The sequence below is a fragment of the Secundilactobacillus oryzae JCM 18671 genome, assembly GCF_000740055.1.
Taxonomy (GTDB): Bacteria; Bacillota; Bacilli; order Lactobacillales; family Lactobacillaceae; genus Secundilactobacillus; species Secundilactobacillus oryzae.
Genome location: NZ_BBJM01000009.1, coordinates 34,877 through 56,442, shown reverse-complemented (window position 1 = coordinate 56,442; position 21,566 = coordinate 34,877). Strand labels below are relative to the sequence as shown.

Sequence of the window (21,566 nt, the reverse complement as noted above, 5' to 3'; positions counted from 1 at the left end):
GTTAAATATTGTGTCACAATAGAAATTCGTAACTCTAAATTAAATTTAGTCATAATAAAACCCCCGAGATTGTTGTCCAATCTCGGGGGTTCACTTCAAGGCGGATGCTTTTTTGATCTAAATGTTAGTTATCTTAGTACTTTTCCTTGCCAAGCACGTTCAACTTGTCATCGAAGTCATAAACAACTGGTTGGCCAGTAGCCATTTCCAAGTTGATGATGTCTTCGTCACTGATTTGTTCGATGTACTTGCTCAAGGCACGTAATGAGTTACCATGGGCTGCGATAATGACGTTCTTGCCATCAAGCAACTTAGGTGCAATTTCATCTTCCCAAAGAGGCATAACGCGTTCCAAAGTAACCTTCAAGTTTTCACCACCAGGGATCAAACGTGGGTCTAAGTTAGCGTAACGACGGTCTTTAGCAGCTGAGCCTTCGTCGCTTTCGTCCAAAAGTGGAGGTAAAACGTCGTATGAACGACGCCAAGTATGAACTTGGTCATCGCCCCATTTTTCAGCGGCTTCAGCCTTGTTTTGGCCTTGTAATGCACCGTAGTGACGTTCGTTTAAGCGCCATGTTTTAGTTTCAGGAACCCAAAGTTGGCCTGATTCTTCCAAAGCGTAGTGTAACGTCTTGATCGCACGAGTTAAAACTGATGTGTAAGCATAGTCAAATTCGATACCAGCTTTTTTGATTGATGCACCGGCACCCTTAGCTTGCTTAACGCCTTCTTCGCTTAAATCAACGTCAACCCAGCCTGTAAATTGGTTAGATAAGTTCCATTCACTTTGTCCGTGACGGATTAATACTAATTTTGCCATAGTAGTCAATGACCTCTTTCTCTATGAATTCAAATTTTAAAATACCTTGCCATTTTACACCAAACGAGCAGATATTTCAGCATCTACCTTAAAATATTGCTCACTCATTATCTTGTCGTTCGGACGCTCGTTTCTCACGCATCTTTTGAAGTGCTTGACCATGCAGTTTGACGCTCTTGACGCCTAGAATATCTAGGAAAAAGGTAAAGATTGGCACACTGACAATCAGTCCCCAAATACCAAGCAGCGCTTCCCCACCAATCAACAACACGAAGGTGTAGAAAATTGGGAGCTCGGTGCGACTCGACATGAATTTCGGATTCAAAATGTAGGCCTCAATCGTGTGTACGACAATAATCGTAATGATGACGGCAATCACATCATTAATCCCACCCACTGAGTAGGCGATGATGCCAAGAGGCACAACGGAGATAATCACACCAGCCACCGGTACTAAACTCAAGAAGAAGATCATAATCGCCAAGGTTGGCAACTGTGGCATCTTCATTACTGCCAAGACGATCGTTGTGATGAACGTATTGCAGACGGCAATGAAGAACTGCGCCTCCAAGACGACGCCAAACGTGTTGATAAACTTTTTGGCGAAAAAGGTAATGTCCTGGAAGAACCAGCCGTAATCACTCGTCAAAAACAATTTTGAGAACCGTGTCATCGACTTCTCTTCGACTGTAAAGAAGAAACTCAGGATGAGTGATAATAGCAGCGTAACTCCCATCGAGCCGATTCCGGTCACGTACGTAATCACTATCTTAATGCCATTTTTAAATTGATCCAGCAACTCTGATTGACCAATATAATTTCCAATCCATTTGACGATTTCATTAGAATCATTACTAGGATCCTGGTAAAAATTGTAAATCGTTTCAACTGAGTGCACCGCTTGAACTGCCATCTTTGGTAGGTACTGAGTGACAGCCAGGTACAACAACCAAATGATTAGGGCATAAACGGCCACAACGATGACACTCGTTGGAATTTTGACATAGCGCTGAATAAAGTGCACCAACTTGATAACCAACAGCGTAAAGATGAAGGTCAGCAATATGGTGTTCATTTCCCCGCGCACTAGGTATAGCACCAACATGATTAGCAGTAAGACGGTGAATCGTCTTAACCTAACATTATCAACAAATTGTTTCCAAGCCTTCATAATCTACCCCCTTGTAATGCGAAAAGGGCATGGTCAACTTGACCACGCCCTTTCCTGGATCACGTTTTAACTTTTATTTGTAAGTCTTTTCTGCGTACGCTTTAAAACTAATTCCCTGCTTGTTAGCAGCAATGAGCCCCGTACGAATATCTTGATCTGAGAATTGTCCCGGTTGAACCCCAACGCTTTGGAGCGTAGAACGTGCGTCATTAATCTGAGCTGCCGTAATGGTCTGACCATTAATTTGGGTCTGGCTCTTTGGCACCGTGTACTCGTTACTACCTTGATAAGCATCCGCTGCTTGCTTTTCACTCTCAGTGAGTGCGGTACTACTACTGCTGCTAGAACTGTTAGTTGATGGCGTTGAACTTTCACCCGTCATCCCTTTATTGTTAGCTTCCTGCAGATTCTTAGCCTTCTCATAGATATTCTTGTAGTAAGCCTTTGAGAACTCAGTATCTGAGAAGAGTTGATTTAGTGTGTTATTTGAGGCTTCATATTCCATGGCCTTGTTTTGAGTGACAGCCTCGCTATAAAGCTTGTTGTACTTCTTCACGTTGGCCATTACAATCTTCAACGTCTTTAGGCGACTCTTAGCCCGTGAAACTAAGATACCAGATGTGTTTTGAGTATTCTTAACCGTCGTAAAGTAGTCCTTAGCAGACTGGAAGTGACGATCTGTCATCGCGTTTTTACCAGAGACAAACGCTTGTGTCTGGTCGAGATAACGCTGTGCTGCCGAATCATTCGTCTTGCGCTTCAAGGCGTTTTCAAAATGGCTCTCAGCCTTAGTATATTGTTTATCTTGAATAGCGGATTTCCCGTTACTCATCTCGGTGCGATATTGGTTTTCGGTGATTTGGTGATTTGAATAGGCATAGCCCCCAACTAAAACGGCTACGACAACGGCCACTACAGCCCATACCCATCGTTTCAAATGTATCCCCTCAATTCATGTAAGCTATTTTTTGTGTTGAGATAATTATACCATGAAGCACTGATAGCAACCAATTTTGGCTTTAATAATTCAGTTCTTACATAAATATTTAAGAAGCGTATAATGTACTTTGTATTTTTTATTAGGCGAGGCCTAATTTCAGAAAGGAATGTTAACATGCTTGAAAAAACGTTTTACAAAGCTTTTCTGAGTCGTACCTTTAACATCCCCGTTTCCGTAACATATTGGGATGGCAAAACCGAAACTTATGGCGAGGGAACCCCAGAAGTTCAAATTATCTTTCATGAGGTCATTCCTGTGAAAGAGATCACCCGTAATGCCTCAATCGCGTTAGGCGAAGGTATTATGGATGGCAAGATTGAAATCAAAGGTAGCCTTGAAAAATTGATTCAAGCCGCCTATGAGAACACTGATAGCTTCTTCCATAACAAGAAGTTCATCAAGTTCTTGCCTAAGCAAAAGCACGATGAAGCTGAGAGTAAGGAAGACGTCCAAAGTCACTATGACTTAGGAAACGACTTCTACAAAATCTGGCTCGATAGCACAATGACTTATTCATGTGCCTACTTCGAAAAGCCAACTGATGATCTTGAAACTGCTCAAATCAACAAGGTTCATCACATCATCAAGAAATTGAACCCTAACAGTGGTCGGACCCTTTTGGATATTGGCTGTGGCTGGGGAACCCTGATGTTAACTGCTGCTCGCGAATACGGGCTCAAGGTAACGGGTGTTACTTTAAGCCAAGAACAATATGACTACGTAAATCAACAAATTAAAGAACAAGGCCTTCAAGACGTTGCCGAAGTTCGTTTGGAAGACTACCGTGAGCTTGGTAACGAGCAATGGGACTACATTACTTCCGTTGGTATGTTCGAACATGTCGGCCAAGAAAATCTTGGCGAATACTTCGATAAAGTGACCCACTACCTTAAAGAAGACGGTGTCGCTTTGATTCACGGAATCACGCGTCAACAGGGGGGTGCCACTAACGGTTGGTTGAACAAATGGATTTTCCCTGGTGGTTACGTGCCCGGTTTGAACGAAATCATGGGCCACATCATCGATTCTGGTCTTCAAGTAGACGATATGGAACCACTACGTCGTCACTACCAAAAGACGACCGAAATCTGGGATGCCAACTTTAATGCCCATCATGACGAAATTGCTAAGATGTTTGACGAGCGCTTCATCAGAATGTGGGATCTTTATCTCCAAGCCTGTGCCGCTTCGTTTGCATCTGGTAACATTGATGTCATTCAGTACTTGTTGACTAAGGGTGCTTCTGGTAAAGTCTTACCAATGACCCGTGACTACATGTACAACTAAACTTAAGCTTATGAACGACCAAAGGAGTCTGACAACTGTCAGGCTCCTTTTTCTGTGAGTTCCACCCACCGTATTTCATCCAGCGCAAGCTTATAGTATTCTTTTCCCACTTGTAACACGATCACTTCATCAGCCATGCCAATCACCATGCCGGTGACCGTAGTCAATTGGCGTTCTTGTTCATCGGTGACGTTAAGTTGGACCTTGATGGTTTGTTTTTCCTGCCAGCTTACCAGTAATTGTTCACTGATTGCTATTAAACTCATTGCTTCGTGACGAGGTTCGACCGTCTGATTAGCATTATGTTTTAGTGCCGCTGTGTGATCCGATAGGAAAAAGCCACCCCACTTCAACATCCCTCGATCATGATAATCACGTTGAAAGAAATGCGCCGCCAGTTGCTCGGAGGCCAATTTGCGTCGCCTACTCATAACTATTACCACCATTATGACCACCGACCAGCGAAGCGCGTTCAATCATTGTACCACCCTTTAATAGACTGCTAGCCATCACTAGTGCGGTAGTCCCAAACCGTTGACGAATAGCGTCCGTCACCCGGTCATAGTTATCACGTTTGATTTGCTGTTCAATTCCGCCATCTAGCAAATCCAGTTGTTGTCCACTGTCCGCAGCAAGTTGACCACAGGAAACCGCCACGTTACGTACCGGTTCTCGCTCCCAGTACTTTCGAAACATCGTAATGACCGTCTCCGCAATTTCTCGATTACTGTTAGTTTGTGGAATTGTCACCGTGTGTGAGAAGCCACCACGTTCGCCTTCTGCTGCGTAAGCGAACCCAATCGATAAACTGACGCGCCTAGCTTGTTTGCCGTGACGACGGACTCGTGAGGCTACCTGGTTAGCCAGTTCTCGTAATACCAGTTCAATTTCTTCTTGACGATGGTAATCACGAGGCAAAACCTGGGAATTGCCTAAACTCGGTTCGCGAACCTTAATCCGTTGCGAAAGCTTTGAACGATCAATTCCCCACGCTACCGCAAAGAGTTGGGTGCCAATCACGCCCATCTCCTCCTTCAGCCAGTAAGGATCCGTATGCGCTAAGTCATCCATGCTATAGATGCCCAATCGATTTAAATGTGCCGCAGTCCGGCGACCGATACCCCAGACTTCAGTCAAATCCTTAATCGGCCAAATCAGCTTGGGAACTGTCTGGTACGTCATCTCGTCGATAAAATCAGGGTCATGCTTGGCATAGACGTCTAATGCAATTTTGGCCTGCACTGGCGTTTCCCCAATCCCGATCGACGTATAGAGGCCCGTCCGCTGAAGCACCATGTGCTGCACCGCCAAAGCTGCCTCTCTGTGCGTTTGACCAAATAAATGCCACGAGTGGGTCATGTCCAAGATAGACTCGTCAATTGAGTACGGGTAGAGATCTTGATCAGTGACAAATTGGCGAAAAATATTGTTAATAATCAAATTCTGTTCAATATACAAATTCATGCGTGGTGGGACAACAATCAGTCGATTATCTTCCGGCACATCTCGGACTCGACTGACGTTCGACACATGGAAGAGTTTCTTTGCCATCGGTGAAGTCGCCAAAATTAAGCCTCCATTAGTGTTGGCAGCTTCAGACATCACAACTAGCGGCGTCCTTAGCGGATTCTCATGGCGCTGAACACACTCCACACTTGCGTAAAAGGACTTGATGTCAATTAAGAAGAAAACGCCATGTGGCTCATTAGCGTAATCCATGTGATTCACCTCTTCGTTTTTGAGTTAAATTCATTATACGAACAAACGTTCTTGTTTTCAACTCAAACATTTCCCCAGTGACCGACAAAAAAGGCCATGACGTTGTCGTCATAGCCTTTGAAATAGTTAAATTAATTTTTCAGATTACCATTGCCAGTAAGAAGACCGAGATTAAACCTAAAATAACCGAGATGGCCATTGACCGCGTCCGATACGCAATGACGATGACAATCAGTGAAGCGGCAAGCTCAGGCAAATGAGTCATTGGTGCCAAGTGATAGTTCGCATCGATGAAGACATCCTTCACAACCAAAGCCGTAAAGAGCGAAACGGGCACGTATTTCATCCATTCGTTAAACCAGTCTGGAATTTTACGTTTTGTGAAAACAAGTAATGGTATATAACGTGGTAGAAACGCCACGAAAAAGCCAAAAATGATAAGCCAAAAATGTTGAGTGGTCGTCCATGTGTTAACAGAATTCATATAATATCCCCTGCTAGTTATTGTCCGATTTTTCTACTGCTTCCTTACGACTACCAGGTCCCCGTACTTTCCAGAACCAACGTGTATCCGGTGACTTCGTCTTAAAGTGATGTTCAAGTAAAAAGCCAATGAAGGAAGCAATCAATGTTGAAATGACTAACCCAAGCGTACTCTTCGTAATGATGAGGAAGAAGGCCGCCAGAAAGGCTGACAAGACACAAATCAATAGCGTTAAACGATTCTTAATCTGCATCACGATCATGTATAAGAAGAGCGCCGTCAGAGCAAAATGTACCACGGAAAGATCAATCTTCAATGCACTCCCGACCAGGCTACCAATAACGTTACTGACAGACCAGAACAGTAAGGAATAGTGCTCGACCATTAACGCCTGCCGGCCATCCCATTTTTTGTCAGTCGCAAATTTTAAATAATTCACGGCGTAGTTTTCATCGTTCATTGAGAAAGCAAACGTAAAGATAAACTTATGCGACTGCCCTTGTAGGTATCGAGATAAACTCGACCCCAGCAAAGCATATCGTAATTCCAAGAAGAAAAGCATTAAAACGATGGATAGTAGTGGCGCATTAATGGTCAGCATTGACGCAATCATAAATTGTGCACCACCCGAAAAAATCACAACGGAAACCATCGCTGTAAGAAGCGTATTAAAGCCAGCCGCGTGCAGTAAAATCCCACACGCCAAACCGATAGGAATGTAACTCAAATTGAGCGGCATGGATACCCGAAGTGTGGATAACCAAAGGGGCTCATTTGGGTTTCGGACCTGTTTAGCCAAGAATAATTCCTCCATCAAAAAACCTGCAGTGAAGTAACTGACAACAAAAGCCTCCAACGGCTGCTTTTGCTCGAATCTAATTGCAACACTCATTTGCAAACAAATAAGTGGCTTATTGGATGAAACCGATTAACTTGTGAAAATATATGTAAGATAGGCGATTGTACCGTCTTCGCCTACCTATTATAAGAAAGATTTCGAGAAATACCAACTTTATTTTCAACATTCATACAAAAAAGGACGAAATTTATCATTCTGTCCTTCTGAAAACCTTTTCTTGATTAGAAGAGTGAAATTAAACCGCGCCACATTCTAACAAAAATGTTAGCTTTTTCCACTTTAGTGGCAGCCGTTACTGGTGTACTTGCACTCATCTTGCCAGAAACAAAACCTAGCTTGTCACCCTTCAAGGAAACGTTGGCCGTTCCAATCGTTTGGCCCTTCTTCACTGGTGCAATCAACTTGTTGTCCTTGTTCAAAGACTTTTTGATCTTGATTGAGCCCGTAGCGTTACTTGCCACTTGGTTGTCGCGAATCCATAAGGTCAACGGCGTCTTGAAATTGGTCTTCACAGTCGTCTCTTTAGCGTTACCCGAGGTTACTGACTTTACACCGTCAATTTGGCTACTCTTGTAAGTCACCGTCTTGAAGTTCTGGAAGACGTATGACATCAAGTGTTGGGTCTGAGTAAAACGGGAGGTATCCGTATCAGACTTGTGAGAAGCCCCCATCACAACCGTGATAATACGGTGGCCGTTCTTCTTCACTGTTCCAGTAAAGTTAGCACCTGCAGCATCTGAGGTACCAGTCTTCAAACCGTCAACTGGAAGTTCCTTGTAAGCTTTTGCCAAACCAGGGAGCATCCAGTTCCAGTTTTCCATCTTGATCTCATCGTCAGTTCCCTTTTGGAATGACAAACGAGTAATCGATGTCGTCTCGAGAACTTCAGGATACTTGTTCAACAAGGCCATTGAAAGCTTACCCATGTCACGAGCAGAGAATTCATTTTCGGCTGAGTCTGCAACGTCATCATAACCAGCATCCCCAACTTGTTTGTTCGTCAATCCAGATGCGCTGTAAATCTTGGCATCCTTGATGCCCAATTTTTTAGCCGTTGAACGCATCTGGTTCACAAATGCGTGTGGCGTACCAGAAATTGCATTTCCTAACGCTGTGATAGCGGCGTTAGCTGAGTAAATAACGGACGCTTGGTACAGTTCCTTAACTGTGTAGGTTTTGTCCTTACGAAGCGAAACATTTGACAGCTCCTTGTTTTGACTCATCTTATAAATCGTGTTATCGATACTAATTTTTTGGTCCCACTTCAGTTTGCCGGAGTGGATGTTTTCCAAAACGATGTAAATTGCGAGCAACTTGCTCATTGAAGCGGCTGGTAAGACCTGTTTTGAATTCTTATCATATAAGATCTGACCGGTCTTTGCGTCAATGGCCAAACCTGCCTTCGCCTTTAAATTGACTGTTGTAACGGCTTCTGCAGTTGCTGCTTCCGTCGTTGCAGTTGGTAGACTCACCCCTGCAGTCGCTACCATAAGGGTTGTCGCTAAAATTGTGCCCAATTTCTTTACTGACTTAAACATGCCTAATTCCTCGCTCTAATTATGTAATATGTAATAAAGGACGGTGAAAAACACCGTCCTCTTATTTTACCACATGAAATTTTGATTCTATACCATTTGTGAAGTTTCATTCTTTAATTTAAGGAGCCGGTCTTCTCCTGCAGTATTTTCATCCTGCTTAATCGGTAGCACCACATTAAACGTCGTCAATTCATCATCAGATTGCACCGTAATGGTCCCATGATGGAGCTTCACAATACTTTGCGTAATCGCCAAGCCCAAGCCGGTGCCACCCGTTTCTTTATTCCGTGATTCTTCTACACGATAGAAACGCTCAAAAATGTGGTCTAAGGACTCCTGAGGAATCTTAGGGCCATCGTTAGAAATCTGAATTTGAATCTGTTCATCATTCAATTTAACGGCACTCATGTAGATATGCTTGCCATCTCCACCATATTTCAAGGCATTTGAAATTAAGTTGTTAAACACCCGACTCAACTGTTCTGCATCCGCATCGAGTGTCAGTGGCTTAGCATCAGTTGTGACCTCAATCGTCTTATCTTGCTTTTCCGCTTCCAATTCAAAACTGGCTGCCACCTGCTCCATCATTTGCGATAGATCTAGCTTGTTAAACGTTGCCTTAGCAGCCGTCTGTTGCACCTTAGTGTACTCAAATAAGTCCTCAACCAAGGCCTTCATCTGGGTCGCCTTCAAATAAGCCGTATGCGTGTACTTCAGAATATCCTCTTCCGAACGATACTGCTTATCTTCAATGAGGCCCAAGTAGCCAATAATGGACGTTAACGGTGTCCGCAAGTCATGGCTAACATTGGTAATCAGTTCATCCTTGGAACGCTCGATTTCTCGTTCCTCAGTCATTGATTCCAGTACCGAGTCAACCAGTGAATTAACAGACTCCACCACGTGTTGGATATCGCCACTCAATTTGAATGGAATTCGGTGGCCAAAGTTGCCTTCCGCAATAAAATGCAGCTCATCAATGATGTGATATAGCTGCATTTGGTGATAGCGGCGCATAAGTCGCCAATAAACAACCCAGATATCCAAAGCGCCCATCAATCCAATGAACAAGTTCTCCCAGCTCCACAGCTGAAAATGTTCGGGACCAATGACGATGGACTGCTTAATGATGAAAATACCATCACGCAAACCCGGGTTCAATTGAATCGCCTGGGTGATGATCACTAAAACGGACAAATTCAAAAGCAGTAACAGAATAACCGTTACGACACCTTCGAAAAATAATTCACTTTTTTCGCGCCCAGTAAGTTTCAAGTGTGTTGACTCCTTTAAGTAAGCTAACTAATGTGACTCAATCTTGTAGCCAACGCCCCAAACAGTTTGGATAACCTTTTCACCGTTGGTTGCCTCTTCAATCTTATCCCGTAAGTGAGAGACATGGACCATCACGGTCTTAGCAGAAATGATGGATTCTTGACGCCAAACACGTTCAAAAATTTCATCCGCTGAGAAAACCCGATTTGGATGGCTAGCTAATAGGTATAAAATACCGAATTCCAAGGCGGTTAACGAAATCACCTTTCCGGCAATGGTCTTAACTTCATGGGAATCCTTGTTAATGATTAATGGTCCGATATCTAATACATCAGGTGTATCGTCGGTCACATTATCTTGACTTCGACGGAGTAATGAACGCACGCGTGCCATTACTTCAAGGGGATTGAAGGGCTTCGTGACGTAATCGTCACCACCGGTAATCAATCCCTGAATCTTATCCATATCAGCTGTTTTGGCTGACAAGATTAAAATTGGAATTTGGGAGTCCTTCCGTACTTCCTTGATGACCTCCATTCCACTCATTTCAGGCATCATAATGTCCAAAATCATTAAACCAATGTTTGGCGTTGTTCGTAGCTTGGTCAAGGCTTCACGGCCGTTATAAGCGGAAACGGGTTCGTAGCCTTCATTTTTAATGTAAATTTCAAGTAATTGCGCAATTTCTTTATCGTCATCGACAACTAAGATTTTCATGGTTAACGCTCCTTCGCAATGCAAATGCATCCTTATATTTCTGAGATAACTTTACCAATTTTTTCGATAAAAGTCGCAAGATTAGCTAAAACTTAATCGAGTTTAAACTTAATTAACAATTAGCCATGACCAAGTTTCATTATAAGCTAATCTTGGCACATTTTAGTGAAATAGGCAATTTCGTTGCTGTTTTATGGTAGCAAAAAACGCCCACAGTGTTTGTGGACGCTCCAATGGTTTAGAATAAGAAGCCTTTTTTCAATCCGTATTGACGACGAATCCATAGTGCACCAGCACCAGAAGCCACACCGACAATGATTGATGGCCAAGTCTTCAAGATTGGATTTGCAACTGGTGGAATAGCGCTCGTTAAGTAGAAGAGTGACATCCACACAATGAACAGTGCGATCACAATGAGCAAACGCGTCCAAATTGATTGACTGTGCTTACGCTTTGGATCGAAAATCGTTGACATGTAAGGTAATGCCAACCCAGCTAATGCTGATGAAATCAAGATTGATACGATTCCGACTGGCTGACTACCAGCAGCCGTTTTAGGTGAGAATAGCATAATCGCACCAAACATGACGTTGAAAATCATGAAGAAGATGAGCCCGTTGTAGAAGGCGCTAGGCCAGTAAGGATCGTCAGCACCAGGACCCTTGGCGGGACCGTTCACCACGTAGTCAACCCGTTCTTGAACTGATCCGTACATTCCCTTGGCGGTCTTACCACTCTTTTGACCTTCAAGTAATTCTTGGACCATTTGGTTGACGGCTTCCGCCTTCTTTTCGACGGAAAGTTTGCTCTTTTCTATCTCGGAATTAAATCGAAACATGTAATCAGCGTTACGTTTTGTGAGTCCCAAGTTGTCAAAGGCGCTCCGCTCATTTTTTGCTACGTTATTTCGATCTTTTTGAACACCTGCGTTACGTTTGCGGTTTTGATTATCGCTCACGGGAGAACTTCCTTTCTCAATCTAATTTTTAAACGTTGAAACGGAATTCGACAATGTCACCATCTTGCATGACATAATCTTTACCTTCAATCCGAAGTCGGCCAGCTTCCTTAACGGCCGCTTCACTTTCATATTGGTCCAAATCATCGAATGCCATGACTTCAGCACGAATGAAACCACGCTCAAAGTCGGAGTGAATAATGCCGGCTGCTTGAGGAGCCTTAGTTCCAGCTCTGTAAGTCCAAGCCTTGGTCTCTTTACCACCAGCGGTAAAGAAGGTTTCAAGGCCAAGCAAATGGTATGAGGCACGAATCAAACGGTTCAAGCCAGGCTCTTCAACGCCTTCAGCTTCAAGGAAATCAGCCTTTTCAGCATCGTCCAATTGGGCAATTTCCTCTTCAGCTTCAGCAGCAACCGCAATGGCTTCTGCCCCTTCTTTTTTCGCATAAGACTCAATGACATCGAAGTACTTTGAGCTCTCAGGATCAGCCATGTCATCTTCAGCAATGTTTGCTACGTAAAGGATTGGCTTTGACGTCAATAAGAAGAGACCCTTCACAATTTTTTGCTCGTCTTCGTTAAATTCGATTGTCCGAACACTGCCACCAGCTTCAAGGACTGGCTTGATCTTTTCAAGCACGGCCAATTCAGCTTTGGCTTCTTTGTCGTTCCCTTTAGCCACTTTAGCAACCTTAGCTAAACGCTTGTCAACGGCTTCAAGATCTGACATTCCCAGTTCCAAATTGATTGTTTCAATATCATCAACCGGATCAATTTTACCAGAAACGTGGGTGATGTTATCGTCATCGAATGCACGAACCACGTGCACAATGGCATCAACCTGACGGATATTTTCAAGGAACTTGTTACCAAGACCTTCACCCTTGCTAGCACCCTTAACGATTCCGGCGATATCCGTGAATTCAAAGGTCGTTGGAACAACCTTTTTAGCTGGAATCAATTCTTGAATCCGATCCAATCGTTTGTCTGGCACTTCAACCATTCCAACGTTGGGGTCAATCGTAGCAAACGGGTAGTTCGCCATTTCTGCGCCTGCTTTAGTAATTGCGTTAAATAGGGTTGATTTACCAACGTTTGGTAAACCAACAATCCCTGCCGTTAATGACATTAAATACTCACTCTTTCCTTTTATTCAGCGTTATCTGCTTTTTCGAGCACACGCTTTAATTTCTTTTCAAATTCACGACGACTCAACATGACCACGTGACCGCACCCGGTACACTTGATCTTAATATCTGCGCCCATTCTGGTGATTTCCCAGCGGTTCACACCACAAGGATGGGGCTTTTTCATTTCAACAAAGTCACCTAAATCGTACATCAGCAACCATCCTTCCGTTAGGTTAGTCCAAGTTCACGTCCAAAATATCTAATATGCGACTCAAATCATCATTGGTCAAATAATCAATCTCGATCTTACCCGTACCCTGCTTAGCGTTACTTTCAGTAATCGTGACTTGAGTGCCGAACTTCTCTTGAAGTTGGTCCTCGCTAGAACGGATATAAGGTGATTTCCGTTTGGCCGGTTTGTGGGTTTTGATCTTCTTTTTCGCTTGACCATTAATCTGGTTCACGATTTCTTCAAGCGCTCGCACCGTCAATTTTTCGTCAACCGCACGCTTGGCTAAATCACCAAGTCGGCTACGATCTTTCAATGACAGCAACGTTCTAGCCTGACCCATCGATAATTGCTTTTTGTTCAAGTATTCCTTGACCACGATGGGTAAACCAAGTAACCGCAAGTAGTTGGCAATATATGGTCGACTCTTACCTAGTCGTTCTGAAACCTGCGCCTGTGTTAAGTTCAAACGCGTCATCAACGTGTTATAAGCTTCTGCCTCTTCAAGTGGCGTTAAGTCTTCCCGTTGCAAGTTTTCAAGAACGGCAATTTCCATCATTTGTTCTTCAGAAACCGAGCGAATGATTGCTGGAATTGTCTTATTGCCGACGAGCTTAGATGCTCTGAAACGCCGTTCACCAGCTAGAATCTCAAAGCGTTCTCGCTTAGGATCCGGTTGCCGAACAATGATTGGTTGAAAAACACCCGATTTTTTAATTGAAGCCGCTAAATCATTTAAAGCCGCTTGATCAAATTTTTGCCGTGGCTGGTAAGGATTGGGCGTAATAGCCGTTAGGACAATATCCGTAACTGTTTCTTCTTTCGGATCTACGCCATTGTCCGCAAAAAGCGCCTCAATACCCTTTCCCAAGCCTTTTTGGTTTTTATTTACCATGAGCAGCTAGCACTTCCTTTGCAAGTTCTGCGTAAACAATTGCACCCTTAGACTTCTTATCGTAGTCCATAATAGGCATCCCGTAACTTGGCGCTTCAGACAAGCGAACGTTGCGGGGAATAATCGTCGTATAAACTTTATCACTAAAGTATTTACGAACTTCTTCATTAACTTGACGGCCTAAATTAGTCCGAGCGTCATACATCGTCAGTAAAACCCCTTCAACGGCAAGATCCTTATTGAAGTGCTTTTGTACGAGTTTGACAGTATTCAATAGTTGGCTTAATCCTTCCAAAGCGTAATACTCACTTTGAACTGGAATCAAAATTGAATCACATGCGGTGAACGCATTAATGGTGATGAGTCCCAACGAAGGTGGACAATCAATGAGAATGTAATCGTACTGATCAGCGACCTCTTCTAACGCGCTCTTTAAACGCGTTTCTCGTGCCATTTGTGGCGTTAATTCAATTTCAGCACCAGACAACTGAATGGTTGCTGGGACAACATCTAAGCCTTCATGAACAGTCGGTAAAATTGCTTCTGTAATTGGTTCTTCATTCACGATGACATCGTAAATATCTTTTTCAATCGTACTCTTTTCGATACCAACACCACTCGTGGCATTCCCCTGTGCATCGGTATCGACTAATAAGACGCTCTGATCAAGATCGGCTAAACTAGCACCTAAGTTAACTGCAGTAGTCGTCTTACCGACCCCACCTTTTTGATTCGCAAGCGCAATGATAACTGCCATGCTTAATCCACCCTTCTTTTAATGAGTCTCATTTCCCAATGGTTCCTTTGCAGGTGTACCTGCTTTACGCGGATACTTTCCCGGCGTCTTTTTGACTTTGTTAATCACGATGATGTTACGTTGGCCTGCATCAAATGGTAAATCAAACGACACGTCGTTGCCCATTTGACCTCCGAGTAGCTTAACGGCTTGAACTGCATCCGTAAGTTCCTGGTCGGCTTGTGCCGCCTTCAAAGCGACAAATTGGCCCCCGACTTTAGTCAATGGCAAACAGAATTCACTTAGGACACTCATTCGTGCCACAGCTCTTGCCGTCACAAGATCAAAGCGTTCACGAAATTCTGACTTCCGACCGCCAAATTCTTCCGCTCTTGCATGGTAAAAATGCACGCCTTCCAATCCAAGTTTCGCCTGTAGCGTCTTCAAGAAGTTGATTCGCTTATTTAAAGAATCCACAATCGTAATATCTAACTGAGGAAACGCAATCTTTAGCGGAATTGAAGGAAACCCAGCACCCGCTCCCACATCACAAATTGTTAACGGTTCTGTGCGAATTGCTTCTATATAAAAAGCCGGAGTAATGGAATCAAAGAAATGCTTCAGGTACACGGCATTCTTTTCCGTAATGGTCGTCAAGTTAACGTGCTCGTTCGTCTCAACTAGCAGTTGATAGTAAGTATCAAACTGGGCGAGTTGATGCTCATTCAAAGTGACGCCGTGTTCGGCTAAAAGTTGCTGAAATTGATCTGGATTCATACTGTTCTCCTAATCTGTGAAACATGTTTCACGTACCGTTCTACTGTAACGTAAAATCGTTCGGCACGCAAGCGTCTGCATTAATTATACTAGAATTCAAAGCCACAAAAAAGAGCGATCCCAAAACTCTCGTTAAGGAATCGCTCTTATTTGATGGCGACTTGGCCTGTCATTTTACGACATCATCCAATTGATATTGTCGCATCGCGTAATTGGTACTCAAAAGCTGACTGCTTTATCGCGCACCTCTTTATTTTTCGATTGCCGTAATTTCTTCAATAAACCACTTGTTGAAGGCTTCCGCATCGATGTCTACACAAACTGCTGTGTTCGTGCGACCGTTATGGTAGGCACCACGAATGTCACCAACTGTTTCACCATTTGCTGGACCTTCAGTTTGAACATCCACCCACATTTTTTCAGTTTGGATAGCTTCAGGGTGAAGTAAGTAGAAAATGGTGTTCACATCGTGCATTGCGATACCGTCTGATGAATTATCACCATCATGAATAATGATGTCATGGAGCATCTTTCCGGTTTCGTTAAGGGTTGGTAACTTTTCGATACTTTCATGAGTCAACAGCGCCTTCATGGTAATATCTAGTCCCACCATGACAATTGGCACACCTGATTCATACATAATTTTAGCCGCATGAGGATCGGTAAAGACGTTAAATTCAGCTGCGGAAGTCATGTTCCCTTTGCCAAGGGCACCGCCCATTGCCACAATCCGTTCGATGTTTTGTTTAACTTCAGGATATTCAGAAAATAGTAGCGCAATATTGGTGTACGAACCTGTTGGTACTAAAGTAACGGGTTCCTTAGCACTTAAAATGGCATCCCGTAATGCAATAACTGCTGATTCGGCCATTGGCTTTGGTAAATCAGTTGGAAATTCGTAACCAGGCATCCCTGACTCACCATGAATTCTTGCAGCATCTTCAAATTCCTTCATTAAAGGCTGCTTGGCCCCCATGGCAACTGGAATATCTGCATCAAAGAAGCGGACCAATTTCAACGCGTTCTTAGTAGTTTTATCAACCGTGACATTTCCCGCAACAGTCGTGATTAATTGCAAATTGATCTTAGGATCATTAATTGCCATTGTAATTGCTGCCGCGTCATCGATTCCTGGGTCTGTATCCATAATAATATTGATTGCCATTGTTCATTTCCTCCTTGTATTCGCAAATCATATTTAACCCTATAGCAGGGTACTAAATATCAAATCTAATAAGAATAGAATGCCCAAAACACAAATGGGTAAACTGAGTTGACGCCGTTGACCACCAGCCAATTTCAAGATTGGATAGCAAACGAATCCGAATGCTAGCCCAGTAGAAATACTGTTGGTTAACGGGATAAGCACAATAATTAAAAATGCGGGGAACCATTCCGTAAAGTCACCAATTTCAATATTACCGATGGCCCCCATCATTAAGGCCCCTGTGATAATAATGACCGGTGCGATGGCAGCCTGTGGCACATATTCTAGCAGTGGGATGAAGAACAGTGACAGTCCAAACATGACTGCCGCTGTGATAGTCATCCATCCTGTACGACCACCTAGCTCAATACCTGAGGCACTTTCTGCTGCCGCAACCGTTGGTGAGGTCCCAAGAAAACTGGACAGGAATGTTGTAACCGAACTACCCTGAAACGTTTTTTTGAACTTTCGCTGTTCAGGTAGGATGCCTTGAACCAAGCCCATTGACTCAAACACGAGAATCATGGTCATTGAGAAAGTTGCCAGGATAAATGGTGTTGAAAGAATTTGAGAAAAATCACCTTTACCCACAATTTCGTGGTAATTAACCAAGTTTCGTAACACGACGCTTGGCGTGTCGGAATCCTTGATGCCAAACAGAACACCCACAATTGAGGTGATAATAATCCCGATGAAAAAACTTCCCTTCACCCGGCGTAGATAAAGCACCAGACTGATGACGAGTCCAAACAGTGCCAAAAGCGCAGCTGGTTGAGTTAAATCACCCAAAACAATTAATGATGTCTTCCCGGCCACGATGAGTCCTGCCTTTTCTAAGCCAATTTCGACCAAGAACAAACCAATTCCTGCGGTGATACCGTGCTTCAGTGAACTGGGAATTGCCTCAGACAAGATGTCGTTCATCTTGGTGAAAGCAATCGCCATATAGATGACCCCGGAAACAGTCGCAATTGCGACGGCCGTTTGCCACGAAAGACCCATGTTCACAACCAGCGTGTAGGTGAAGAAGGCGTTAACCCCCATCCCTGGTGTCAGGATAACCGGCGAATTAGCGTAAAATCCCGTGATCAAACAGCCAATAATTGAACTGAAAATCGTAGCAAAAACACTTAAATCGGCCGGAATCCCCGCATCCTTTAGAATCATGGGATTCACAATGATGATGTACGAAATGGCGAAGAATCCAGTAATACCGGCGATAATTTCATTTCGTAAAATCTCTTTGTGCTTAAGAACCTCCAAAAAACGCATATTATCTGCGGAGGTTTCCGTTGATTTTGTTTCCATAAAGCTCCCTAGCTTTCAATACTCAATCACGAGTATTTAGACTTGTCGGGCTATTGCAACCTGGTGGTCTCACGCACCAGACTGGGTTTCAGCGTACCTAGACGTTTCGAGCGACCCTTCACAATAACAGCATACCAAAATTTAGTAACCGCTACCATAATTTTTGTCAAAAATAGCCCAGACCAGCTGGCCTGAGCTATGAAGTTTTGAATTATCTTACCAAACGAATAATCCAACGATACCTGCTGACATCAAGGATACGATAATTCCTGATAACAGCATGTAACCTACGTTTTTAGAAATAAGGTCGTTCTTTTCTTTATCCACTAAGCCCTTGAACGCACCGATAATCATACCAGTGGTACTAAAGTTAGCAAATGAAGTTAAGAAGACAGTCAATTGTGCTTGATAGTGAGCTGGGAAGACCTTCAAGTCGTTGATAGTTGGGGCAATCTTACCCATAACAACGAATTCGTTGGTAACCAGCTTTGTTCCCATGTATTGCGCGAATTCGAACGCATGAGAAACATCCATACCCATCAACCAAGCAACTGGGAACATCACGATACCTAAGATGTGTTCCAAAGTTAACCATGGGTTGAAGAGTTGCAAAATCTTGTCAATCAAGGCAGCTAAAGCAACGAATGCGATAACGTTAGCAGCGATGATTAAGATCAAACGACCGGCACCCAAAATTGAGTCACCCAAGAATGAGAAGAATGGTTCTTTCTTACCATCTGCTTCAACACCTTCAGCAGAGGCACCTGAACCGCCCATTTTAGCGATTGTATCTTCTTCAGGTGAAACCTTAACTGGGTTCAAGATGTTCGTCACAATAATGGCGTTTAAAATGTTCAATGGTACAGCAGTCAAGACGTATTGACCTGGAACCATTTGCGTATAAGCACCTAAGATTGAGGCAGTGATACATGACATTGACATCAAGGCTACCGTAACACTACGTTCTGCGGACATTTGCTTCAATTGAAGACTTGAAACAGCAAGTGCTTCAGTGTTACCTAAGAACATCATTTCAACTGAGAAGAATGATTCGAACTTAGGTTGACCAGTAATGGCTGAAAGGCCACGACCAACCCATTTGATGACCCATGGTAAGAATCCGATATAAGTTAGAATATCGAATAATGGGACAATCATCAGGATTGGAAGAAGTGCACTCGTAACGAAGTCCATTTGCTTCACGTTAACCCAACTTGGTAAGGCGAAAGCGATACCTGTGTAGGAAACCTGAACCAGCCAATTGAAACCGTCAGCAGCAGCTTTAACGGCATCTCGACCCCAACTGAAACTAGTAAGAACCCAAGCGAACAATAAGTTAAGAACTAAAACAATAATGACTGATTTCCAGTTAATGTTCTTGCGGTCCTTAGAAAACAGAATGGCGATACCCAGGTAAACGAGGACACCAATAATGTTGACAAGTAAATACATTGACTTATAACCTCTTTTTCTAAAATTTAACGTAGGCTATCAATTAGCCGAAAGCGAAAAGTTTCCAATACTAGGTTAACTAAAAATGTTAGTGAAGTTCCGAGATAAAACTAGTGCCGGGTCCCTCTTTAAAACCGAAGTTATCAAGAATGGTTGCCCCTAGGTCAGCCATAGACTTCTTAATTCCAAGTGATCTACCAATCTCGATTGCTGGTGTATAAGCAAATAATGGGAGATACTCGCGTGTCAGAAGCTCTGGATGATGAGGATCAGCCGAATGATTAGCAGTAATCAACAGTAAATCAGAATGCTTCATCACTCGCATGATAAGTTCTAATTGACTATCAAACACCATTAACAAGTCGCCTAATTCCGATGCACTGGCCGGATTATAGTCATACTGAAATTCAGGTAACTGAATATAACTCAGCCGATAGTTTTCCTCGCCAATCTCTGCCGCCAACAATTGCAAGGCTTCCTGGTTCCGATGAATCAGAACCCGCTTAGTCGATGCCTGATTACTCAGGTAGCTAATAAGTGGACTTGCCAGAAGTACTTGCTCGTGACGGTTAGCGAGATAATCAAAGACAGACGTCGTCCGGCCATCTAACATCATGTCCCAGCTTTCGCGAATGCCAGAAGCAAAATTGTTATTCGCGTTATCCGGGCGAATCTTGCCGTAGAATCCTACGGGTTGGTCCACCGGCTCAACGTGTTGTAACGGATTTTGCTCCCTTAAATTGCCTAAGCCAAGCTGAGTCAAGGTTGGTAAAGTTAGTCGATTTGCAGTTGCCTCATCTAACCTTGCCAAGCTATCGCTGCCGATTGAGTTAAATCGGTTAGCATCTGGTGCTTCTCCGATGCCCATGGCGCCGAGATCAATTACAAAAATTCTACGAAACGTCATGCTCTCACCTCTAGATTAAAACTAGTATTGAACGCAAATCGCTTACATTTACGTTATAACTATCTTACCGTTTTTATTCTGCGCTGTAAATTTTATTTTTTTAGATTTTCTTAGGAATTTAGGAATTAAAATACGAACGTTTCAATTAATAATTAACCGTGTAAGCGATTAATTACTTAACTAAACTACGGCTCACTTTGAGCATAAAAAAACGGTTCTACTCACATTATAAAAAGGAGTAAAACCATTTACTGAACTGGAGAAGATTTAGCAAAATCCTCGCCCCTGCCAAGGAATTTCATTATACGTCACATAAAAAGAATTTGCCAACTAAGCAAATTCTCATATGAATCAATAGATTTTAAGATAGGGTAATCGATTCTTGTTTGGAGGAAAGTTGATTACCAGTTTATTGATTCCAAAAGTCATATCCGAATACCAGATTGTCCGCTCACCTTTTTTAAATCAGTGCAAGTAGATCCTAATTCAATCGATTAATTCACTAATCGTCCATGACCCATTGTAGTCTTAACCTATCGAATCGCAAGTAAATGACTTGAAATTTTTAGACAAAAAAATACCGAACTACATAATGTAGTTCGGAGGGATTACAACAACTCAAGTAGCTAACTCAAATTGTTGTTGTTCCACACACACCTAATTTTTTATCTTATTTGTAGGGGACTAAAAATATTATTTGTAGGGAGAATACTTTTAGCAATAAGTATATTAGGGAGGAGATGTTTGTAGGAGCAAACATCTGAAAAAGACCACCACAACCTGGGGGGGTTGTAATGCCGGTGCATGTGGAACTAATCAATGTATCCGTTGATTGTAAATTCATTATAGCATTTCATCCAAAAAATAAAAGGGAAAATCCAGATTTTTATCGAATCAATTACTGAAATATGTAGCCGTTGCAACGATATTATATACGTTTATAGCCATTAGTGTTCATTAATTACACTTGAATTTATGCATTTCACTTGAAAAATTATTCATTATTTTAATCTTTTTCTAATTTTTCACATTTTCTACTAAGTCCAGTACCCCTTACTTATAGACAAGCATTAGCTCCTTCTTAGTAAAACGATTAA

General features: G+C 42.9%; 21 protein-coding genes. 1 reads left to right on the top strand and 20 read right to left on the bottom strand.

Annotated features, from left to right (window positions below; all coding sequences use genetic code 11):
* Positions 1-133 precede the first annotated feature (133 nt).
* From LOSG293_RS03670 to LOSG293_RS03660, 3 genes are all read right to left on the bottom strand, one after another.
* Positions 134-820, bottom strand: coding sequence for a 2,3-diphosphoglycerate-dependent phosphoglycerate mutase (locus tag LOSG293_RS03670; RefSeq protein ID WP_034527136.1), 687 nt, complete (start codon positions 818-820; stop codon positions 134-136).
* Between the two features lie 100 nt (positions 821-920).
* Positions 921-1,991 (bottom strand): AI-2E family transporter, encoded by a 1,071-nt coding sequence (locus LOSG293_RS03665; protein ID WP_034527134.1) that lies wholly within the window; start codon positions 1,989-1,991, stop codon positions 921-923.
* Between the two features lie 73 nt (positions 1,992-2,064).
* Entirely contained in the window at positions 2,065-2,928 is an 864-nt protein-coding gene (locus LOSG293_RS03660; RefSeq protein WP_034527132.1) for a hypothetical protein, read from the bottom strand.
* Between the two features lie 177 nt (positions 2,929-3,105).
* Between LOSG293_RS03660 and LOSG293_RS03655 the strand changes: the two genes are divergently transcribed.
* A complete protein-coding gene (locus tag LOSG293_RS03655) occupies positions 3,106-4,278 on the top strand; it encodes an SAM-dependent methyltransferase (RefSeq protein ID WP_034527130.1) in 1,173 nt (390 codons plus the stop codon).
* Positions 4,279-4,316: 38 nt separating this feature from the next.
* Here LOSG293_RS03655 and LOSG293_RS03650 read toward each other — a convergent pair whose 3' ends face one another.
* From LOSG293_RS03650 to LOSG293_RS03570, 17 genes are all read right to left on the bottom strand, one after another.
* Positions 4,317-4,709: a hypothetical protein gene (locus LOSG293_RS03650; protein ID WP_051907196.1), complete on the bottom strand. Its 393-nt coding sequence runs from the start codon at positions 4,707-4,709 to the stop codon at positions 4,317-4,319.
* Positions 4,702-5,997: a Y-family DNA polymerase gene (locus LOSG293_RS03645; protein ID WP_034527129.1), complete on the bottom strand. Its 1,296-nt coding sequence runs from the start codon at positions 5,995-5,997 to the stop codon at positions 4,702-4,704. The genes LOSG293_RS03650 and LOSG293_RS03645 overlap by 8 nt, the downstream gene beginning before the upstream one ends.
* Before the next feature lie 139 nt (positions 5,998-6,136).
* Complete coding sequence (locus tag LOSG293_RS03640) at positions 6,137-6,481, bottom strand: AzlD domain-containing protein (RefSeq protein ID WP_034527127.1); 345 nt, start codon at positions 6,479-6,481, stop codon at positions 6,137-6,139.
* Between the two features lie 13 nt (positions 6,482-6,494).
* A complete protein-coding gene (locus tag LOSG293_RS03635; RefSeq protein ID WP_034527147.1) occupies positions 6,495-7,295 on the bottom strand; it encodes an AzlC family ABC transporter permease in 801 nt (266 codons plus the stop codon).
* A 266-nt stretch (positions 7,296-7,561) separates the two neighbouring features.
* On the bottom strand, positions 7,562-8,878 hold the full coding sequence (locus LOSG293_RS03630) for a D-alanyl-D-alanine carboxypeptidase family protein (RefSeq protein WP_034527126.1): 1,317 nt from the start codon (positions 8,876-8,878) through the stop codon (positions 7,562-7,564).
* 87 nt (positions 8,879-8,965) lie between these two features.
* Complete coding sequence (locus LOSG293_RS03625) at positions 8,966-10,153, bottom strand: sensor histidine kinase (protein WP_034527124.1); 1,188 nt, start codon at positions 10,151-10,153, stop codon at positions 8,966-8,968.
* Positions 10,154-10,180: 27 nt separating this feature from the next.
* Entirely contained in the window at positions 10,181-10,870 is a 690-nt protein-coding gene (croR, locus tag LOSG293_RS03620; RefSeq protein ID WP_034527122.1) for a response regulator transcription factor CroR, read from the bottom strand.
* 238 nt (positions 10,871-11,108) lie between these two features.
* Positions 11,109-11,828, bottom strand: a complete 720-nt coding sequence (locus LOSG293_RS03615) for a DUF1129 domain-containing protein (RefSeq protein WP_034527120.1) — start codon at positions 11,826-11,828, stop codon at positions 11,109-11,111.
* 28 nt (positions 11,829-11,856) lie between these two features.
* The gene (gene ychF, locus LOSG293_RS03610; RefSeq protein ID WP_034527118.1) at positions 11,857-12,957 is read right to left on the bottom strand and encodes a redox-regulated ATPase YchF; all 1,101 of its coding nucleotides are present in this window, start codon (positions 12,955-12,957) and stop codon (positions 11,857-11,859) included.
* Between the two features lie 20 nt (positions 12,958-12,977).
* A complete protein-coding gene (locus LOSG293_RS03605) occupies positions 12,978-13,169 on the bottom strand; it encodes a DUF951 domain-containing protein (RefSeq protein ID WP_034527116.1) in 192 nt (63 codons plus the stop codon).
* Between the two features lie 22 nt (positions 13,170-13,191).
* Positions 13,192-14,082 carry a ParB/RepB/Spo0J family partition protein gene (locus tag LOSG293_RS03600; RefSeq protein WP_034527114.1) on the bottom strand — a complete coding sequence of 297 codons (891 nt, stop codon included), beginning with the start codon at positions 14,080-14,082 and terminating at the stop codon, positions 13,192-13,194.
* Complete coding sequence (locus tag LOSG293_RS03595) at positions 14,072-14,839, bottom strand: ParA family protein (protein ID WP_034527112.1); 768 nt, start codon at positions 14,837-14,839, stop codon at positions 14,072-14,074. The genes LOSG293_RS03600 and LOSG293_RS03595 overlap by 11 nt, the downstream gene beginning before the upstream one ends.
* Positions 14,840-14,857: 18 nt before the next feature.
* A complete protein-coding gene (gene rsmG, locus LOSG293_RS03590) occupies positions 14,858-15,595 on the bottom strand; it encodes a 16S rRNA (guanine(527)-N(7))-methyltransferase RsmG (protein ID WP_034527110.1) in 738 nt (245 codons plus the stop codon).
* A 250-nt stretch (positions 15,596-15,845) separates the two neighbouring features.
* On the bottom strand, positions 15,846-16,760 hold the full coding sequence (gene rihC, locus LOSG293_RS03585; RefSeq protein WP_034527109.1) for a ribonucleoside hydrolase RihC: 915 nt from the start codon (positions 16,758-16,760) through the stop codon (positions 15,846-15,848).
* Between the two features lie 39 nt (positions 16,761-16,799).
* The gene (locus tag LOSG293_RS03580) at positions 16,800-18,110 is read right to left on the bottom strand and encodes an NCS2 family permease (RefSeq protein ID WP_034527107.1); all 1,311 of its coding nucleotides are present in this window, start codon (positions 18,108-18,110) and stop codon (positions 16,800-16,802) included.
* 216 nt (positions 18,111-18,326) lie between these two features.
* A complete protein-coding gene (locus tag LOSG293_RS03575; protein WP_034527105.1) occupies positions 18,327-19,562 on the bottom strand; it encodes a NupC/NupG family nucleoside CNT transporter in 1,236 nt (411 codons plus the stop codon).
* Between the two features lie 88 nt (positions 19,563-19,650).
* Positions 19,651-20,469: an alkaline phosphatase family protein gene (locus LOSG293_RS03570; RefSeq protein ID WP_034527103.1), complete on the bottom strand. Its 819-nt coding sequence runs from the start codon at positions 20,467-20,469 to the stop codon at positions 19,651-19,653.
* Between the last annotated feature and the right edge of the window lie 1,097 nt (positions 20,470-21,566).

Bases quoted from the DNA above. Each gene is read 5' to 3' on its own strand.
- croR (WP_034527122.1), bottom strand. From the start codon at position 10,870: ATGAAAATCTTAGTTGTCGATGACGATAAAGAAATTGCGCAATTACTT.
- rsmG (WP_034527110.1), bottom strand. From the start codon at position 15,595: ATGAATCCAGATCAATTTCAGCAACTTTTAGCCGAACACGGCGTCACT.
- LOSG293_RS03670 (WP_034527136.1), bottom strand. From the start codon at position 820: ATGGCAAAATTAGTATTAATCCGTCACGGACAAAGTGAATGGAACTTA.
- LOSG293_RS03635 (WP_034527147.1), bottom strand. From the start codon at position 7,295: ATGGAGGAATTATTCTTGGCTAAACAGGTCCGAAACCCAAATGAGCCC.
- LOSG293_RS03605 (WP_034527116.1), bottom strand. From the start codon at position 13,169: ATGTACGATTTAGGTGACTTTGTTGAAATGAAAAAGCCCCATCCTTGT.
- LOSG293_RS03600 (WP_034527114.1), bottom strand. From the start codon at position 14,082: ATGGTAAATAAAAACCAAAAAGGCTTGGGAAAGGGTATTGAGGCGCTT.
- ychF (WP_034527118.1), bottom strand. From the start codon at position 12,957: ATGTCATTAACGGCAGGGATTGTTGGTTTACCAAACGTTGGTAAATCA.
- LOSG293_RS03580 (WP_034527107.1), bottom strand. From the start codon at position 18,110: ATGGAAACAAAATCAACGGAAACCTCCGCAGATAATATGCGTTTTTTG.
- LOSG293_RS03650 (WP_051907196.1), bottom strand. From the start codon at position 4,709: ATGAGTAGGCGACGCAAATTGGCCTCCGAGCAACTGGCGGCGCATTTC.
- LOSG293_RS03645 (WP_034527129.1), bottom strand. From the start codon at position 5,997: ATGGATTACGCTAATGAGCCACATGGCGTTTTCTTCTTAATTGACATC.
- LOSG293_RS03595 (WP_034527112.1), bottom strand. From the start codon at position 14,839: ATGGCAGTTATCATTGCGCTTGCGAATCAAAAAGGTGGGGTCGGTAAG.
- LOSG293_RS03640 (WP_034527127.1), bottom strand. From the start codon at position 6,481: ATGAATTCTGTTAACACATGGACGACCACTCAACATTTTTGGCTTATC.
- LOSG293_RS03575 (WP_034527105.1), bottom strand. From the start codon at position 19,562: ATGTATTTACTTGTCAACATTATTGGTGTCCTCGTTTACCTGGGTATC.
- LOSG293_RS03630 (WP_034527126.1), bottom strand. From the start codon at position 8,878: ATGTTTAAGTCAGTAAAGAAATTGGGCACAATTTTAGCGACAACCCTT.
- LOSG293_RS03655 (WP_034527130.1), top strand. From the start codon at position 3,106: ATGCTTGAAAAAACGTTTTACAAAGCTTTTCTGAGTCGTACCTTTAAC.
- rihC (WP_034527109.1), bottom strand. From the start codon at position 16,760: ATGGCAATCAATATTATTATGGATACAGACCCAGGAATCGATGACGCG.
- LOSG293_RS03665 (WP_034527134.1), bottom strand. From the start codon at position 1,991: ATGAAGGCTTGGAAACAATTTGTTGATAATGTTAGGTTAAGACGATTC.
- LOSG293_RS03570 (WP_034527103.1), bottom strand. From the start codon at position 20,469: ATGACGTTTCGTAGAATTTTTGTAATTGATCTCGGCGCCATGGGCATC.